The organism is Myxococcus stipitatus DSM 14675, assembly GCF_000331735.1.
In the GTDB taxonomy this organism is placed as follows: Bacteria; Myxococcota; Myxococcia; order Myxococcales; family Myxococcaceae; genus Myxococcus; species Myxococcus stipitatus.
The window spans coordinates 9,797,432-9,813,752 of record NC_020126.1 but is presented as its reverse complement, the minus strand read 5'-3'; the positions used below and the strand labels follow the sequence as shown (position 1 = coordinate 9,813,752).

At 68.1% G+C, this 16,321-nt stretch carries 20 protein-coding genes; 13 read left to right on the top strand and 7 right to left on the bottom strand.

Annotated features, from left to right (window positions below; translation table 11 throughout):
* Positions 1-13 precede the first annotated feature (13 nt).
* From MYSTI_RS38155 to MYSTI_RS38145, 3 genes are all read right to left on the bottom strand, one after another.
* A complete protein-coding gene (locus MYSTI_RS38155) occupies positions 14-313 on the bottom strand; it encodes a hypothetical protein (RefSeq protein WP_015353213.1) in 300 nt (99 codons plus the stop codon).
* A gap of 194 nt (positions 314-507) precedes the next feature.
* Positions 508-975 (bottom strand): hypothetical protein, encoded by a 468-nt coding sequence (locus tag MYSTI_RS38150; RefSeq protein ID WP_015353212.1) that lies wholly within the window; start codon positions 973-975, stop codon positions 508-510.
* 148 nt (positions 976-1,123) lie between these two features.
* Positions 1,124-2,623: an HAD-IG family 5'-nucleotidase gene (locus MYSTI_RS38145; RefSeq protein WP_015353211.1), complete on the bottom strand. Its 1,500-nt coding sequence runs from the start codon at positions 2,621-2,623 to the stop codon at positions 1,124-1,126.
* A 185-nt stretch (positions 2,624-2,808) separates the two neighbouring features.
* Here MYSTI_RS38145 and MYSTI_RS38140 point away from each other — a divergent pair, with 185 nt between their 5' ends.
* The 8 genes from MYSTI_RS38140 (at position 2,809) to map (ending at position 7,273) form a co-directional block, all read left to right on the top strand.
* Complete coding sequence (locus MYSTI_RS38140; RefSeq protein ID WP_233278090.1) at positions 2,809-3,414, top strand: hypothetical protein; 606 nt, start codon at positions 2,809-2,811, stop codon at positions 3,412-3,414.
* Positions 3,415-3,447: 33 nt separating this feature from the next.
* Entirely contained in the window at positions 3,448-3,693 is a 246-nt protein-coding gene (locus MYSTI_RS38135) for a hypothetical protein (protein WP_015353209.1), read from the top strand.
* 191 nt (positions 3,694-3,884) lie between these two features.
* Positions 3,885-4,139: a TraR/DksA family transcriptional regulator gene (locus tag MYSTI_RS38130; protein ID WP_015353208.1), complete on the top strand. Its 255-nt coding sequence runs from the start codon at positions 3,885-3,887 to the stop codon at positions 4,137-4,139.
* Positions 4,140-4,236: 97 nt separating this feature from the next.
* On the top strand, positions 4,237-4,863 hold the full coding sequence (locus tag MYSTI_RS38125) for a hypothetical protein (RefSeq protein WP_015353207.1): 627 nt from the start codon (positions 4,237-4,239) through the stop codon (positions 4,861-4,863).
* Positions 4,864-4,882: 19 nt separating this feature from the next.
* A complete protein-coding gene (locus MYSTI_RS38120) occupies positions 4,883-5,440 on the top strand; it encodes a GNAT family N-acetyltransferase (RefSeq protein WP_201768946.1) in 558 nt (185 codons plus the stop codon).
* A 124-nt stretch (positions 5,441-5,564) separates the two neighbouring features.
* Entirely contained in the window at positions 5,565-5,876 is a 312-nt protein-coding gene (locus tag MYSTI_RS38115; protein ID WP_015353205.1) for a hypothetical protein, read from the top strand.
* Positions 5,877-6,059: 183 nt separating this feature from the next.
* Positions 6,060-6,281, top strand: a complete 222-nt coding sequence (locus MYSTI_RS38110) for a hypothetical protein (protein WP_044900949.1) — start codon at positions 6,060-6,062, stop codon at positions 6,279-6,281.
* Complete coding sequence (gene map / locus MYSTI_RS38105) at positions 6,278-7,273, top strand: type I methionyl aminopeptidase (RefSeq protein WP_015353203.1); 996 nt, start codon at positions 6,278-6,280, stop codon at positions 7,271-7,273. The genes MYSTI_RS38110 and map overlap by 4 nt, the downstream gene beginning before the upstream one ends.
* Positions 7,274-7,311: 38 nt before the next feature.
* Here the strand turns inward: map and sitI6 are convergent, their stop codons facing one another.
* Together sitI6 and sitA6 are read right to left on the bottom strand one after the other, a co-directional pair.
* Complete coding sequence (sitI6, locus tag MYSTI_RS38100) at positions 7,312-8,034, bottom strand: SitI6 family double-CXXCG motif immunity protein (protein WP_015353202.1); 723 nt, start codon at positions 8,032-8,034, stop codon at positions 7,312-7,314.
* 6 nt (positions 8,035-8,040) lie between these two features.
* Complete coding sequence (gene sitA6 / locus MYSTI_RS38095; RefSeq protein WP_044900948.1) at positions 8,041-8,712, bottom strand: SitA6 family polymorphic toxin lipoprotein; 672 nt, start codon at positions 8,710-8,712, stop codon at positions 8,041-8,043.
* Between the two features lie 285 nt (positions 8,713-8,997).
* On the opposite strand from sitA6, the gene MYSTI_RS38090 reads away from it, so the two are divergent.
* From MYSTI_RS38090 to MYSTI_RS38075, 4 genes are all read left to right on the top strand, one after another.
* Positions 8,998-9,801, top strand: coding sequence for a lectin OAA family protein (locus tag MYSTI_RS38090; RefSeq protein ID WP_015353200.1), 804 nt, complete (start codon positions 8,998-9,000; stop codon positions 9,799-9,801).
* 212 nt (positions 9,802-10,013) lie between these two features.
* A complete protein-coding gene (locus MYSTI_RS38085; RefSeq protein ID WP_015353199.1) occupies positions 10,014-10,259 on the top strand; it encodes a hypothetical protein in 246 nt (81 codons plus the stop codon).
* Positions 10,260-10,292: 33 nt separating this feature from the next.
* Positions 10,293-10,667, top strand: coding sequence for a hypothetical protein (locus MYSTI_RS38080; RefSeq protein WP_015353198.1), 375 nt, complete (start codon positions 10,293-10,295; stop codon positions 10,665-10,667).
* Between the two features lie 68 nt (positions 10,668-10,735).
* Positions 10,736-11,710: a prolipoprotein diacylglyceryl transferase gene (locus MYSTI_RS38075; RefSeq protein WP_015353197.1), complete on the top strand. Its 975-nt coding sequence runs from the start codon at positions 10,736-10,738 to the stop codon at positions 11,708-11,710.
* Positions 11,711-11,714: 4 nt separating this feature from the next.
* On the opposite strand, the gene MYSTI_RS38070 is transcribed toward MYSTI_RS38075, so the two are convergent.
* Positions 11,715-12,026: a DUF2917 domain-containing protein gene (locus tag MYSTI_RS38070; protein WP_044900947.1), complete on the bottom strand. Its 312-nt coding sequence runs from the start codon at positions 12,024-12,026 to the stop codon at positions 11,715-11,717.
* 207 nt (positions 12,027-12,233) lie between these two features.
* Here MYSTI_RS38070 and MYSTI_RS38065 point away from each other — a divergent pair, with 207 nt between their 5' ends.
* Positions 12,234-13,670: an aminotransferase-like domain-containing protein gene (locus MYSTI_RS38065; RefSeq protein WP_015353195.1), complete on the top strand. Its 1,437-nt coding sequence runs from the start codon at positions 12,234-12,236 to the stop codon at positions 13,668-13,670.
* 136 nt (positions 13,671-13,806) lie between these two features.
* Here the strand turns inward: MYSTI_RS38065 and MYSTI_RS38060 are convergent, their stop codons facing one another.
* Positions 13,807-16,236, bottom strand: coding sequence for an ABC transporter permease (locus MYSTI_RS38060; protein ID WP_015353194.1), 2,430 nt, complete (start codon positions 16,234-16,236; stop codon positions 13,807-13,809).
* Positions 16,237-16,321: the final 85 nt, after the last annotated feature.

Genomic DNA, 16,321 nt, shown 5'->3' with positions numbered 1-16,321 from the left:
GGCGGACCCGGCGTCAGCCCCCGTGGAGGCGTGAGCGATTGCGCGGGCCTCCTCGGTGCTTGATGGCCATGGCGCTGGGGGCCTTCTTGCGCCCGTTCAACGAGGTGCGCCGCCGGCCGCTCTTGGGCTCATGCTCCTGCGCCGCGGGGCCGAGCGTCACGCGCGACAGGGCCTGCCTGCGGCGCAGCGCGGCTGCTTCGTCCCGAGGCAGTGTCTTTCGTCCGTGACTGGCCTGCACATTGGCCTGGGCCTCATCCGCCGAGGCCACCCGCCGCTTGTTCTTCACTCCCGCCATTCTCGTCCGGACCGCCATGATGCCTCCTTCCCTGGTGAGGTAAGGACGGCTCTGGCTTTTCCAACCCCCTCCAGGGATGGGAGCGGGGGCCGCGCGCCGTGCCCGAAGGTCGCCCGGCCGCCTCACGCTCCCCCGAGGGAGAGGGCCCGGCCACGGGTCCGACCCGGAGCCTGGGGCCCGCTGCCCTCGGCGGAAGGCTTCAAGGTCTTGCGCTACGTCGACGAGCGCTTGCCACGACGCGGAGGCCGCGTGCTGGTCGTCGTCTCGGGCGGGAACAGCCAGCCGTCCGCGCTGTGCGAAGCGCTGGTGGTGGTCGTCGTCTGGGAAGGCTGCTCACTGGCCTCCAGGTGCTGACCCCGGCAGCCGCGGCACCAGGACTGGGGACGACGTTCGCCCTTCATGATGCGATAGCCGAAGTCCGCCTCCGTCAGGCCCACGTGGTTGCAGCGCGGGCAGCGGCTCAGCGACGTGACGCCCGTCTCCTTCGCCTGCTGGCGGCCGTGCTGGACCACCAGCGCGAGGGCCGCGGCGAAACCCACCCGCTTCTCCGACGCGACATGGAACTTGCGAGCGCGCTTGCGCCCTCCCCGGCCGAGCACAGGCATGAGGTCCATCCCCCCGAGCAGGTTTCGCTGCTCGAGCACGCGCGATGAAGAGCTGTTCAGGGTTGATTGGCTCACCCGACAACTCTTAGCGGAGGGGTCTGACACGCCTGTTCGAGGGGGAAGGCCCTTCCGCCCGCGATCAGTCCATACTGAACATAAAGCCAGTAAATCCGCGCACCTGGGAGGTTGCCCCAGGTGTGCGGGCAGGCGGGGGGGGCTCCGGTTACTCGGCGTCCGCCATGCCGCCGCCACCGTCGGCGGCGGGGAAGACGGGGGTGCCGCCCGGCAGGCTGGGGTCGTGCGGGAGGCTGCCGCGGGGGCTCCTCAGGTAGACGAAGGGCGTGGCGAACAGGAAGTTGGACACGCGGGACGTGTAGATGTCCGCGTAGCGCTCCACCTGGCGCGCCAGGTGGCTCTTGTCGTTGCCGGCGCGGGTGAGCAGGCCCCAGATGGGATTGGACAGCTCGGTGGCGGCGCGGGCCATGGGGGCCAGCTCCGCGTCCAGCGCCTCCAGGGACTCACGCAGCTCGCCCAGCCGGCTCACCAGCTCCGCTTCCGGAGGCGAGTCCGTGCGGGGCCCGTAGTCCGCGCGGCGCCGCTGGAGCTCCAGCCGGAGCTGGCAGCTCTCCCACTCCATCCGCTCCTTGAGGACCATGCGGTCGGCGAGCCGGGTCTCCGTGGGGCGGAAGGACGCGATGGCGCGCACCTCGTCCTCCAGCTCGCGGAGGATGAGCGCGGTGCGCCAGCGCAGCTCGCTCTTGGACACGTGCACGTCGCCGAACATGTGGTCGCCGACGTAGAGAATCTCGTCGCCGCTCATGCCCAGGTGGCGCTCCAGCTCCACCGCGCTGCCGCCGAAGTAGGGCGTGCCCGCCTTGAAGGGGCCGGAGTGCGGACGCAGCAGCGCCTCGCCGTTGGTCTCCACCACCTCGAAGAGCGCGGAGCGGGTGGTGAAGAACTCGGGCTTGCGCGCGGAGACAATCACCACGTCGAACAGCTGCCGCCACGTCATGCCCTGGGGCAGGTGCTTGTCGAAGGCGAAGTGCATCATGGGCTCGGTGTAGGCCCACTCGCTGTTGGTGATGAGCAGGAGCTTCTTGCCCGCGTTGCGCTGGTCCAGCAGCGCCAGCGGCGTCTCCGGGTCATCCAGCACGTAGCGCTCCGGGTCGGCGATGATCTCCGCCTTGAGCTGGCCCTGCATGTGCGTGGCGTCCAGGTTCTTGCGCACGTGCTCGTAGAGGTCCGCGTAGCCCATGGGGCCCGGCAGCACGCCCGTGTCCAGCCGGTCCACGAGCTGCGCGTAGAGGCAGGCCTCGGACAGCGAGAACAGCGTGTTGAGGAACACCCACCGGCGCTCGTGCAGGTCGATGACGACGTGGGAGTACTCGTCGCGCTGGGTGACGAAGTCCATGGCGCGGGTGCCATGGAGGGCCTTCTTCACGAAGCCGAAGCGGTTGGCCTTGAGCAGGTTGCCCTTCTCGGTGTCGATGATGAGGCCGCGGATGGCCAGCGCCGGGTCGAACTGGAGGTCGCCCACGGGCCAGCCCTGGGCGACGAGCCGGTCCCGGATGTGCTCGTAGGCGCGGCGCTCCCACGCTTCCACCCGGTAGTGGATGAGCGTGTAGTCCATGTCGTAGCCCACGGCCTTGATGGCGCGCAGGTTGAGGGTGCGGTTGCAGAACAGGCCCCGCTCGGGCGGGGGACCAGAAAGTTGCGAGCGCATAGGAAGTCCTGGCTTGCCCCGTCCCGAGGCAAAAGTCGATGCCTCTCTGAGGGCGCGTCGACTGTCCCGCACCCGGGCGGACAGGGGCGCCTGTCTCGCATTGACTTTGAGGGGTCGAAATCGTGCTCTCCTGGACTAGTGTGCGCGCCCCTTCAACCCTTGAACCGAGGTCGATGATGTCCTGGATGGTCCGAGCCCTGCTGGTCAGCGCGTTGTTCGTGGTGGGGTGCAAGCATGCGCAGGCCCCTGTCACGCCGGAGCCGGTGGCGCAGGCGTGTGATGCGAAGCAGCAGGAGATTTCGAAGGAGGCGGACCAGCGGGCCGCGCCTTGGAGCATCGAGCAGCACCTGGCGAAGAACTTCCCGGACGGCTCGGTGTCGTGGCTGATGAAGGAAGGTCCGTACCAGACGTTCGTGGTGCAGTCGGGCGCGAAGAACTTTGGGCGCTGTGACGACAACGGCTGTTTCCTGTTCGCGGCGCCGTCGGCGGTCATCCACGAGGCGGTGAAGAAGTCGATGACGGGCGCGACGCATGACCCGGCGGTGCTGGGGCAGGCGCTGGGGCTGCCGGCGAAGAACTTCGAGGGGCCGCTGCGGATGATGACGCTGGACCTGAAGGCCTCGGGTTCGTGCGCGCGCCTGCCGGTGGATGCCGACCCGGGCGTGTGGAAGTGCCAGAGCGAGCAGGACACGGACTGCTTCAAGTTCGGCGGCTACACGTCGGGTGGCGTGCCGGAAATCATGGTCATCAACGCGCCGGTGGCCCAGGCGACGGTGGCCGAGATTCCGTGACGTGTCTGTCCTTGGCTCCGCGCGGGAGGCTTCATGAGCGGTGAGGAGGTCGTCTACCAGAGCCCGCTGCTCTACCGCGTGTTGCGCGAGGCGGACGGCGGGCTGGTCATCGAGGTCGTCGTGGGCGGCATCGCGATGGACGCGGTGCGGGTGCGGCTCACGGAGCGGGAGGCGGAGGACTTTGCCCGGGACGGGCATGTCTTCAGCGACAAGCTCGCGAGGGCCATCATGGCCCAGCCCTTCTTCGGCGGGCGGGCATACGAGCCCCCGACGCGGTGAGACGGTCAGGGCTCACGGTGGTTCCGTGGGCCCTGCTGTTTCCACGGGGTCCGCCGCAAGAGCTGCGGAGGGGCAGGGCGCCCGCGCAAGCCTTGCGGTGGATTCAGGGTGTCGGGCCGCGGAGGAGTGCGGCACGGTTCCTGAACTTCCGGGCTCTCACTCTTCCAAAGAGGGAGTCGCAGGAGGCGACGATGGACAGTCTGGCTCGTGAGGCGCGGGACGCCCTGGTGCAGCGCGGCGAGCGCCTGAGGAGGGCGCGGACGCGGCCCTCGCCGGAGGCCGAGGGGGAAGCGCGGGAGCTGGTGGAGATAGACGCGGCGCTCACGCGAATCGCGCTGGGGCTGTTCGGCCGCTGTGAGCGATGTGGCGGGGCCATGGGGCGCAACCGCCTGCGCGCCGTCCCGGAGGCACGCTACTGCGTGACGTGTCTGGCGCTGGGTGGGTGACGTGACGCGTGCGGTGCCGGGCGGGTGAGGGGATGTCTGAGGTGCTCTGGAGGAACGCCTCTGGACTCATGGGGAGTGCGCTCAAAGAATCGCTCCCATGACCTCCTACAATGCCGCTGGGTTCTTTCGTGAGCTCGAGCGTGTCGTGAAGTCGGACCTCCCGGTCTCGGAAGCGTTTCAGCGCATCATCCAGTTCTGCACGCCCGCGCGGCCCCATCCTGATTGGGCTGTCTTGGGGGCATTGGATGTGGAGGGAGATATCCGGCATCTCCAGGAGTGGCTCGAAGCCATCCTGCGGACGTCGCCGCCGCCCGCGTCTGTCACGGGGTTCTGGTTCGGGCTCTTCAATCCGATGGTGAAGGACCGCGTGACCGCGGACCTCCATCTCATCGGGGCCGCCTATGACGGGACCGCTCTCGATTGGCTGTTCCGCGAGCGATGGGGCAGTGACACACCCGACGCGGCATCCTCCGTCCTCGATTCCATCTACCAGATGGCCTATGGGAAGGAGGATGGCCTCGGGAACGATGCGGAGTACGCGTTGGCCTTGGCGTACGCGACGCTCGCCGTCCGGCATGTCGCTCAGCGCATGGGGCCGCGGCTCCTCGGAGAGGCTGCTCAGCGAGTCCTCCTCGTGGGCTTCGATTCCGGTGACTTCCTGTGCATTGGCGCGGTCAGGAAGGAGGGCCTCGTTTTCTCTCGCGGGCGAGAGGTGATGGCGTGAGCGCGTGCTTGGTGGTGACGTGCCTGACTGCTACGTCTGGCCCATGCGGATTGAACGCGTGGAGACGCTCACCGAGACGGAGTTGCGGGGCACGGACTTCTCGTTCGATGTGGACGAAGAGGCCGTGGCCCCGTTCGACGGACCCGCGTTGACGCGGGTCGTCCCTGTCACCCGATACACCAAACACTATTCATGGGACGACGAGCGCATCGATGCCGCGAACCCAGACACGTCCATGGTTGCCGTGGTCCGAGGCGAAGACTCTCGAGTGGCCGGCTACATCGTGGCGTCGCGTGCCTGGAATCACTGCGCGCAGATTGAGGACGTCGCCATCGACCGCGCTCACCGTCGGAGGGGGCTCGCACGGACGCTGATGGACGAAGCCGTCCGCTGGGCGAAAGAACAAGGCCTGCGAATGGTCCGCCTCGAGACGCAGTCCAACAACGTTCCAGCATGCCGCTTCTATGAGAGGTATGGGTTCCAACTGGGGGGCTTCGACCGCTACCTCTACACGGCCCTCCCGACGCAGACCCGGCCAGAGACGGCCTTGTTCTGGTACCTCTCCGTTGACCTGTGAGCAGGGCCCGATGCTTGTCGTGCAAACTGAAACATGAATCATCCATCCAGCTTCGCAACGGCGGGGTTCGTGTCAGACCGACCCTTAGTATGGAGCATGTCACAACCTGGAACTGGGGGAGCACATGCGAAGAATCTCTGGATGGGTGTCCGCGGTGATGTTCACGTTCGCGCTGATGCAGGTGAGCCCCGTGGCGGCGGCGGACCTCCGGCAGGATGAGCAGGTGGACACCGTCACCTGCGAGGAGGAGAGCTCCTTCGAGCAGGCGCCGCTCCATCGGGCGTCGCTGGATGCCGCCGGCTGCAACGACAACGACTGGGCCGCGGTGAACGAGCACTGCGCGAAGAACCACCCGGGCTGCTACGTGCAGACCTGCTCGAAGGTCTCCGAGGACAAGGTCGTCTACCAGTACGCCTGCATCGCTCCGCCGGGCTGAGCCCCGCGGAAGTCACGGTTGGATGGAGGGGACGCCGTGGGACGGCGTCCCCTCTCCAGCACGCCAGGGCGCCCCCGGGAGGTGTCCACCACCGGTCGTCCGCCTGCCCCCTGCCCAGGGAGGCGGAAAGAACCCGTGCGCCGTGGCGTGTCTACGGGTATAGACAGGCCCCTCATGTGTCCCATGGTGAAGACCGAAGACCTGATTGACGCTCAGGGCGTGGCGGGGCTGCTGCAGTTGAGCCACGCCAACAGTGTCAGCACCTACCTGCGCCGCTATCCGGACATGCCTCGGCCTGTCCTGGACCTGGGCACGGGGCGTCCTCGTTTGTGGCTGCGGCCCCAGGTGTTGCGTTGGCTGCGCACTCGCAGGTCCGACACGGTCCCTACCGGAGTTGAGAGATGACCACCGCCAGTCCCCGTACCCCTCCCGCCGTGCTGCCTGGTCCCAACGATGTCTGCTGGTGCGGCAGCGGTACCAAGTACAAGAAGTGTCACCGTGGCGCCGACGCCGTCGAGGCCCGCAAGAAGGGCCCCGAGGTCGCTCGCAAGGGCATCCGCCCCGGCATCATCAGTCCCCGACGGGACGTGCCGCTGCACATCCCCAGGCCGGACTACGCGGCCACCGGGCGTCCCCAGCGTCGCGCGGCGGGTTCGGAGATTCGTTCCCCGGACGTCATCGCGCGCATGCGCCGGGCCTGCAAGGCCGCGGCGGAGGTGCTCCAGGAGGTGTCCACGCACGTGCGTCCGGGCATCACCACGGATGAGCTGGATGCCATCACCCACGAGGCGTACATCCGCCGGGGCGGCTATCCGAGCACGCTCAACTACCACGGCTTCCCCAAGTCGCTGTGCACGTCGGTCAACGAGGTCATCTGCCACGGCATCCCCGACAACCGGGCGCTGGAGGATGGGGACATCGTGAACCTGGACATCACCATCTTCCTGGATGGGGTGCATGGGGACTGCTCGGGCACGTTCTTCGTGGGCAACGTGGAGCCGGAGAGCCAGCGGCTGGTGCAAGTGACGCGCGAGTGTCTGGATTTGGGTATCGCGGCGGTGAAGCCGGGGCGGCCCATCAGCGACATCGGGCGGGCCATCGAAGAGCACGCGACGAAGAACGGGATGAGCGTGGTGCGGGCCTACTGCGGCCACGGCATCGGCGAGACGTTCCACACGTCGCTCCAGATTCCGCACTACTACGAGCCCGAGTGCGACACCGTCATGGAGCCCGGCATGATCTTCACGGTCGAGCCGATGATCAACCAGGGTGGCTGGGGGCACCGCACGTGGGATGACGGGTGGACCGCCGTCACCGCGGACGGTAGCCGCAGCGCGCAGTTCGAGCACACGCTGCTCGTGACGGACAAGGGCGCGGACATCCTCACGGTGGCGTGAGGGCCCGGTGGCCCCGGGAGCCTTGGCTTCCGGGGTCGTCAGCGTGTCGGCAACTCCTGGAACGTGAAGCCGTCGAGCCCCAGGCTGCGCACTGCCTCCCTGCAACGCTCGGTGGCGATGACCATGGTCGCGAAGTCGCCGACCCGGAACAAATCCACCTCTTGAGGTAGAGACGCAGCCTCCAGAATCGGTGCCTCGGGGCGCATGAAGCCGTGCCGGCCGCAGATCGGGCAGGGCGGTGGGACGTCTGGGGGAATGCAGTCCGGGTGCAGCCGCCCACGCGGCTCCAGCTCAAGCTCCAGCAGGTCGGGAGGAGGCTTCTGGCGGAATCGAAGCTCCGTGCGGAACCCCTTCAGTCCGCGCACCCCCTCTGCCTGGAGGTGCTCCAGTCCATCCCGACGCATGAGGATGGTGAGCCCTCCCGCCCAAGCGATGGGGCCGAACTCGCCCCAGGCTCGACCTACGAGGGGGCCAAAGCCTGTTCCGGGTGGGAGCTGTGCCTGCGGCGGAGTCAGCGGGCGCACGGCTTCGCGAAGGCGCGCGAACTCGGGGAAGGGCTCGGGTCTGGCCCGCTCAAGCTCGCGACGTTCCGGAAGCTGGGTGAGGTCGACGGAGGGGTAGTCATGGCCTACGTCGCTCCAGGTCGCGCCGCAGGTGTGACAGTTCACGCCGGGAAGCGCCAACGGACGCCACCCATCGACCTCTCCGCCATGTTTCTCCGCGGAGGCCCTGTCCTCGTTCACCCAAAAGAACCGACTCATGCGGCCTCACGCTCCCGGGCGAGAATAATAGGGCTGAACAGGGCCTCCGATGAGGTCGAAGCGGTGAATCAGTTCCCCGGCATGCTTGAAGATCTCCTCCGGCTTGGCGCGCGGGTTCTGTCGCATGTAGCTCCGCCAGGCGTCGTTCCATGCGCCACCGCGTCCTGTGCCATCGTGGATTCGTCGATGGACGTGCAGCGGAATCGGCATCGTGTAGTGGTGGATCTTGACGCCCTGGCGTTCGAACCAGCGTGCGAGGTCTTCGGACTGGGGGAAGATGTGGTGTTTCTCCCATCGGCCCGGTGTGAGCTGGCGTGAGGGAGGGACGACCCTCTCCGGGGCGCCATTCCAGTTGGGGAACACCATGACGGCTCCCTTCGGGAGTGTTTGCCCGGCGCCCCAGGTTCTCCGAGGGCCCATGCCCGGCGCTGCAGCGGCGGCTGGAGGGCGCGCGGGCGGGAAGCGAGCCAGCTCGACCTCGCCGGGCAGCTCCCCGCAGGGGTAGAAGCCGCAGGTGTCCCCAAGGCAGAGAAGGGAAATGCAGCGGTCTTGTTCGGCGGCAAGGCACTCCACCTCCGCCTCTTCCCACGCTCGTTGCATGGAAGAACTGGGGGTGGTTGAACAACTCAGACAGAGAATGAACGCCAGCAATGACCAGGGTGCGCGAAAGGGTGGCATGGCGGGAGAAACTAGCATCCGCGTCTGTCGTTGTTGGTGAGTGGCATGCGGGTGGGCTGGGCCTGGCGGTGAGTTCAATCCCACTCAGTCCCCCTCCCTGGAATCCCATGCCGTGTGTGGTCCTGGCCACTCGCGGGGGCAATGACAGGCGTCGAGGTGTCTTCCCTGGACAGGCATTGAGGTGCGGGCGGACCATGCGCGGCGCGGAGGTCAGGTCCGTTCCCGGGCCTGGCTTTCCGCCTGCTGTTCCCATGCATCCGGCTCCCAAGCAAAGGAATGCCAGCAATGTCCAGGTATAGCGTTCAGAACCAGTGGGGTGGTTCGTCTGCGCAGTGGAACCCGGGTGGCGCCTGGGTCATCGGAAGTCGACCCAATCAGAACGTCATCGCCCTGAATGTCACCTCCAGCGATGGCGGCAAGACGCTGACGGGGACGATGACGTATGCGGGCGAAGGGTCCATCGGCTTCCGGGGGACCCTCGTGGGGGCCAACAACTACAAGGTGGAGAACCAGTGGGGCGGCGCCTCCGCGCCCTGGAACCCGGGTGGCACCTTCGTCCTCGGCTACCGCCTGGACCAGAACGTCATCGCCATCGACATCACCTCCAGCGACGGAGGCAAGACGCTCGCGGGGACGATGAAGTACTCGGGCGAAGGGCCCATCGGCTTCAAGAGCGAGCTGGCCGAAGGCAGCGCCTACTCGGTGGAGAACCAGTGGGGCGGCGCCACCGCGCCCTGGAATGCCGGAGGTCTCTGGAGCCTCGGTGCGCGCCAGGGCCAGAACGTCGTCGCCATGAACGTCACCTCCAATGACGGAGGCAAGACGCTGTCGGGCACCATGACCTACGACAAGGAAGGACCCATCGGCTTCCGCGGCACCTTGTCCGGCGCGGACACCTATACCGTGGAGAACCAGTGGGGCGGCACCACCGCGCCCTGGCACCCCGGCGGACAGTGGATCATCGGCTTCCGGCCCAACCAGAACGTCGTCGCCGTCGACGTCACCTCCAGTGACGGAGGCAAGACGCTGTCGGGCACCATGACCTACGACAAGGAAGGACCCATCGGCTTCCGTGGCACCTTGAGCTGAGCCACCTGCTTCACGGCGGGCCCTGGACTCAGGACCCGCCGTGCAAGCCGCGCCCCATGCCCCTCGTGACTGTTCCTGCTGGGACAGTCGCACGGAGCCAAAGGGCAATTGCTGCCACGGTGTCGACCGGCAAAAGTGCCGCTGCCTTGTGGGGAGTGTCCTCGGTTGCCTGCGAGGCTCATGAAACGGTCAGCACAGAAAGGATGCATCCCATGAAGAACTGGGTGGCATTGGGACTCCTCTGCTTCGCGTCCGCGGCCTATGCCACGGACAAGACCACACCGGCGAAGACGCCTCCGCCCTCGACGGAGAAGCCGTCCGCCAAGGCCGAGGAGGCCGCCAACTCCAAGGAGCCGAAGGTCCTCACCGTCGAGGAGGACAAGGCCGCCAAGCAGGACCCCAAGAACAAGAAGACCGAGACGAAGGCCAAAGAGGGCGGCAGCAAACCTACGATGTAGAGCGGACCTGACCCCAATCGAGGAGGAATCGCCATGAAGAGACTCGCGGCAGGCGTGTGTCTTGTCTGGCTGTGTCTGTCTCAAGGAACGGCCCAGGGCGCGGAGGATTGCATCGTGACCCACAACCAGGGTTCAGCCACGGTGGCGTTGAGCCTGTATGAGCAAAGCTGCGCGACCATTACCTGGACTCCAGGCGTGATTACGACGGACGTGACGTATAACTGCTGTGGTCCCAGCGCGGTCATTCGCATCAACGGCACCGACTGGAACCGCCTGATTACCGACGGAAAGCTGGACTCGCTCCGCTACCAGAAGATCGAGAAGAAAGACGGCTCCTACGCAATCTCCTTCAGGAAGGTTGTCGGGACCAATCCCACCGACATCGCTCCCAAGGACTTCTTCAAGTAGCGAACCCGCGCCACGGGAGCGGCTCGCACAGGCGAGCCCTCTCGTGGACCTCCCGTCGAGGCATCGCCGTGTCCGCTCATCCTCTCCACGATGTCAGTCCAGTGGTGGTGCGCTTCTCGGAGACCCTCTTCCTGCGCTGGACAGGGGCCGCGTATCTCGCGGGCTTCCTCCTGGTGTTCGTCGCGCTCTGGCGTCAGGCCGCACGCGGACAAGGGCCGTTCGAGAAGCGAGAGGTGCCGGAGTTCGTTCTCTACGCGGGGCTCTTCGGCGTGATGCTGGGCGGGCGACTGGGCTACATGCTCCTGCACCAGTGGGAGGACTTCTCGCAGGACCTCTCCCTCTTCTTCCAGTTCCGGCAGGGCGGAGCTTCCATGCTCGGGGCCCTGTTGGGAGTGCTGGTCTTCGGGGTGTACTTCGCGCGCAAGCGCCAGCGCTCCTGGCTGCAAGTGACGGATGCGCTGGTGGTCTTCGCCCCGCTGGGCTTCTTCCTGGGACATGCGGCCCTGTTCGCGGAAGGCGCGCCGCTGGGTGAGGTGACCTCCGTGCCGTGGGCCTGGATGTTCCCCTCCGAGGTGGGGATGCCGGGCTTTCATCCCGTGGCCGCTCCCGCGTTCGATATCGCGACGCTGGCCTCCGTGCCTGGCCACGAAGTCGCGCTCCTGGCGCGCTCGAACGAAGCGCTCCTCGCGGAGCTGTACCGCATCCTCCCCGCGCGTCACCCGGTATTGCTCTATCAGGCGGCCCTGGAAGGCGTGGTCCTGGGCGGAATCCTCCTCGCGGTGAGGCGCTGGTGGCGCACGCGGCCGGAGGGGATGTTGAGCGGACTGTTCTTCGTGCTGCTCGGAGGACTGCGACTCATCAGTCTTCCGTTCCAGGCACCTCAGCCGAACCTGTCCTTCGCCGCCCAGTTCGAGCAGAGCGCGCTGGCCTCCGTGCTGCTGATGGCGCTGGGCGCGGCCTTCCTCCTCAGCGTGTCGGGCTCGCGTGGCCGCGAAGGCGCGCGGCCCTCCGCCGCGAAGCTGGAGGGCCACGCCGTCGAGTGAGTCTTCAAGCGACGTGCGATGCCTTCGCCAGCCGCATCCGCGAGGGTCTCGTCGCCTGCACCACGACGAGCCCCGGCTTCGCCAGGCGCAGGGTGCTCCCGGGCTCCAGGATGTAGTCCCGTGGGTCCGACTCGAAGGTGAGCCAGAGCTGGCCCTCGGTACAGGTGAGCGAGAGACCCTCGCTCCCGTCCAGGTGGCGACTCCACAGGGCTCCTTGAAACAGCGCCACGGCGCCGGTCTCCGCGTCCGTGGGAACTTCTGGCCTCAGTTGATTCCACAGCGTGCTCAACCAGCCCCGCCGCGTGAGAGCGCTCATCGACTGCATGGCTCCATGTCCTCCTGGCACGGCACCATGCGCCCCGGCGGGGAAACAGAACAGATGCAGCAACTCGGGTTTGTGACCAGTACAGTCAGGGACACGGGAACTGTACTGGTCGAGCCGCGAGGGAGGTGTATCTGGGCGGCGGGCGGCCAGCCCGTTACCGATACAAGTCGCGGAACGGACTCATGCACGAGGGCTTGAATGGGCGCGCTGGCACACAAACCCAAGTTGTACGAGCAGGTGGCCGAGCGGCTGTCGGACGCGATTGCCGCGGGCACGCTGCGGGGCGGGGACAGGCTGCCGTCCGTGCGGCAGCTCAGCCTGCGTGAGCGCGTGAGCATCTCCACGGTGCTCCAGGCGTACATGCACCTCGAGGCCGTCGGACTCATCGAGACGCGGCCACAGTCCGGTCACTACGTGCGCCGCCGCGAGCGCCCCCGCCTCGCCGAGCCGCAGGTGTCCCAGCCCGCCAAGAGCGCCACGCCCGTGACGGTGAGCGGCCTGGTGTCCCAGGTGTATCGCGCGATGAGGGACCCTCGCGTCATCCAGCTCGGCGGCGCGTGGCCCGCGACGGAGCTGCTGCCGGTGCGGCGGCTGATGCGCGAGCTGAACATCCTCACGCGCGAGTCCGGTGAGCTGGGCATCCTGTACGACGCGCCGCCGGGGTGCCTGGAGCTGCGGCAGCAGCTCGCGCGCCGCTCGCTCGACTGGGGCGGGGCGCTGGCCGCGGACGACTTCATCATCACCTGTGGCGCGTCCGAGGCCATCCACCTGGGCCTGCTCGCCGTCGCGCGCACGGGCGACACCATCGCCATCGAGTCCCCCGCGTACTACGGCACGCTCCAGAACATCGAGTCGCTGGGACTGAAGGCGCTGGAGATTCCGTGCTCGCCTCGCCACGGCATGGAGCTGGATGCGCTCCAGGCCGCGCTGGAGCGGCGGCGGGTGGCGGCGGTGCTGGTGGTGCCCAGCTTCAGCAACCCGGTGGGCAGCTGCATGCCGGAGGAGAACCGGCGCCGGCTGGTGGCGATGCTGGAGGAGCGAGGCATCCCGCTCATCGAGGACGACCTCTACGGCGACCTGCACTTCGGCCCGGAGCGTCCGCGCACGTGCAAGTCCTTCGACACGACGGGGAACGTGATGCTGTGTGGCTCGTTCTCGAAGACGCTCGCGCCGGGGTTCCGCGTGGGGTACGTCGCGCCCGGGAAGTTCCGCGAGCGCGTGGAGCTGCTCAAGTTCTCGCACACGGTGGCGACGGCCACCTTGCCGCCGCTCGCCATCGCCCGCTTCCTGGAAGAGGGCGGGTATGACCGGCACCTGCGCGCGCTGCGCCGGGGCTTGAAGGCCCAGGTGGAGCGGATGGCGGAGGCCGTGGCGGAGTTCTTCCCGGAGGGGACGCGGGTGGCTCGGCCGGAGGGCGGCTCGCTGTTGTGGGTGGAGCTGCCGCCCACGGTGGACTCCCTGGCCCTGCACGAGCGCGCCTTCGCCGTGGGCATCAGCGTGGCGCCCGGCCCCATCTTCTCCGCGCGGACGGACTCCTACCGGAACTTCATCCGCCTGAGCTGCGGTCAGCCGTGGACACCGCGCATCGAAGCCGCGGTGTCCTCGCTGGGCTGTCTCGCGCGAGGGCTGGTGTAGCCCTCCCGCTCAGAGCACGAGGCCAGGAGCCGCCGCCCGTGCCGCTCCGGCGTCAGCGACTTCTCCACGTCCAGGAGCACCGTCGCCCGCCCGTTGCGGCGCGGGCTCTCCACGGAGGAACACGCTCGCCCGCTTTTCAGTCCGTGGTCATCGCCACGCCGGGTGATACCCGAGACGCCCGGCGCGCGGGGAGCCAGCTCGCGAGCGCCACCACCGCGAGCAGCAACAGCGGCACCGACAGGAACGTCACCGGGTCCAGGGCGCTCACGCCGTACAGCATGCCCTCCAGCACACGCGACAGCGCCAGCGACAACACCAGGCCCACGCCCAGGCCCACCACGCACATCCGCAGCGCCTGGTTCATCACCAGCCGCACCACGTCCGACGGAAGCGCGCCCAGCGCCAGCCGGATGCCCAGCTCCCGGCGCCGCTGCGCCACGCTGTACGCCATCAACCCGTAGATTCCGAGCGACGCCAGCGCCACCGCGGAGACCGCGAACGAGAGCAGCAGCACCCGCTGGAAGCTGCGGTTCGCCACGGAGGCCTCCAGGTTCTGCTCCAGCGTCGTGGGTGGGCGCGTCGACAGTCCGGAGTCGAGCTGGGCCAGCTCCGCCTTCACCAACGCGGAGACAGACGCCATGGGCAGCGGGCTGCGCACAATCATCGAGGTGAACGGCCACGGCGTCTGGCTGAGCGGCGCGTAGAGCTCCGGCTCCGCCGCCTTGTCCAATCCCCGCGCGCGCATGTCGCCCACCACGCCCACCACCTCACGGTCAATGGACTCGCCGTAGCCGATGCGCACGCGCTTGCCGAGCAGCTCTTCCCCTGGGAAGAACCGCCGGGCGAAGGACTCATTCACAATCACCACCGGAAGAGAGCTCTTCGTGTCCTGGGGGGTGAAGTCGCGCCCCTGCTTCAGCGCCAGCCCCAGCGTCGCGACCGCGCCATCGCTCATCGCCCGGTAGCTGGTGCTGAGCCGCTCGGACGGAGGCGTGGGGCGGCCGGGAATCTCCATGGTCAGGCTGATGCCCGACGTGATCGCCACGCCCGGCGTCATGAGGGCCGCGAACTCCACGCCCGGCCGCGCGCGCACCTGCTCGAGCAGGCGTTGGTAGAAGGGCACCATCGTCTCGCTCGTGTAGCGCGGGCTCGGGAGGTTGAAGCGCAACAGCGTCACATCCTCCGCGCGGTAGCCCGGGTCCACCTCCGCCAGTTGCTGCGCGCTGCGCACCAGCAACCCCGCGCCCACCAGCAACATCAGCGCGAGCGCCACCTGCGTGGACACCAGGACCGCGCGCCAGCGCAGCGCGGACTTGCTGGCGCTCGTGCCGCGGGTGCTCTGGAGGAGCCCGCCCAGGCTCGCCTTCGCCGCCGTGCCCAGGGGCGCGAGCCCACACATCAAGGCCACCGCCATCACCAGCCCCGCCGTGTAGAGCAGGGCGCGTCCGTCCACGCGCACGGCCTGCACCTGGCGCACTGACTCAGGCAATAGGGTGCTGAGCACATCCGTGCCCCAGGCCCCCAGGAGCAGCCCCGCGGCACCTCCCGCGACGGCCAGCAGCGAGCCTTCCGCCAACAACTGCCGCGCCAGCGCGCCCCGGCCCGCACCCAGCGCCGCGCGCACCGCGAACTCTTGCTGCCGCGCCATGGCTCGCGCGAGCAGCAACTGCGCGACGTTGACGCAGGCGATCAGCAAGAGCAGCGACACGGCCCCCAGCAGCAGCAGCGCGGGCTTGCGCGTGTCCTTGGACAGCCGCACCTGGAGGGACTCCACCGAGGCGCTCGTACGGGCGTTGCTGTCGGGATAGGCCTGGGTCAGCGCCGCCATCACCGTGCGCGTCTCCGAGTCCGCCTGCTCCACCGTGGTCCCCGCCGCGAGCAGGGCCACTCCCGTGAGCATGTGTGTGCCGCGACTGTCCCAGCTGTCGCGAATGAAGCCCTCCGCTGCAAGGGAGGTCCAGAGCGCCACCGGCTCGGAGGTGTCTTCCCGGGGAAAGTCGAAGCCCTCGGGCATCACGCCGACCACCTGGTAGGACTGGCCATCCATCTCCAACATGCGCTCCAGCACCCGAGGGTCCGCGGCAAAGCGCTGCTTCCACAGCGCATGGGAGAGCACCACCGCTCGGGGGCCGTTGAGCAGGTGTTCCTCCTCGGTGAGGACCCGGCCAAGCAGGGGCGCCACCCCCGCCACGCGGAAGAAGTCCTGCGACACCATCGTCCCCTCCACGCGCTCCGGCTCCTGGTGGGGGGCCGTGAGGGTGACTCCGGAGACGGAGAAGGTCGCGAAGGCCTCGAAGGACTTCACCTTCTGGCGCAGGTCCTCCGCGTCCAGGCGGGACAGTCCCGCCTGCTCGCCTTCGTTCTGGAGGTCCTTGCCCCACACGGAGACGATGCGCTCCGCCCTGGGGAGGGGGAGCGGTCGGAGCAGCAGGGCGCTCACCACGCTGAAGAGCAGCGTGTTGGCCCCGATGCCGAAGGCCAACGCCAGCACCGTCGCCAGGGTGAAGCCGGGGCTGCGGCGGAGGGAGCGGGCGCCGTGGCGCAGGTCCTGGAAGAAGGAGGGCATGTCTCACCGTAGAGCCAACCGCGTGCCAACGTGCGCCGTGGCTCAAGGGCGCGAACTGACGACAGTCTTCGCCGGGATGAAGCCC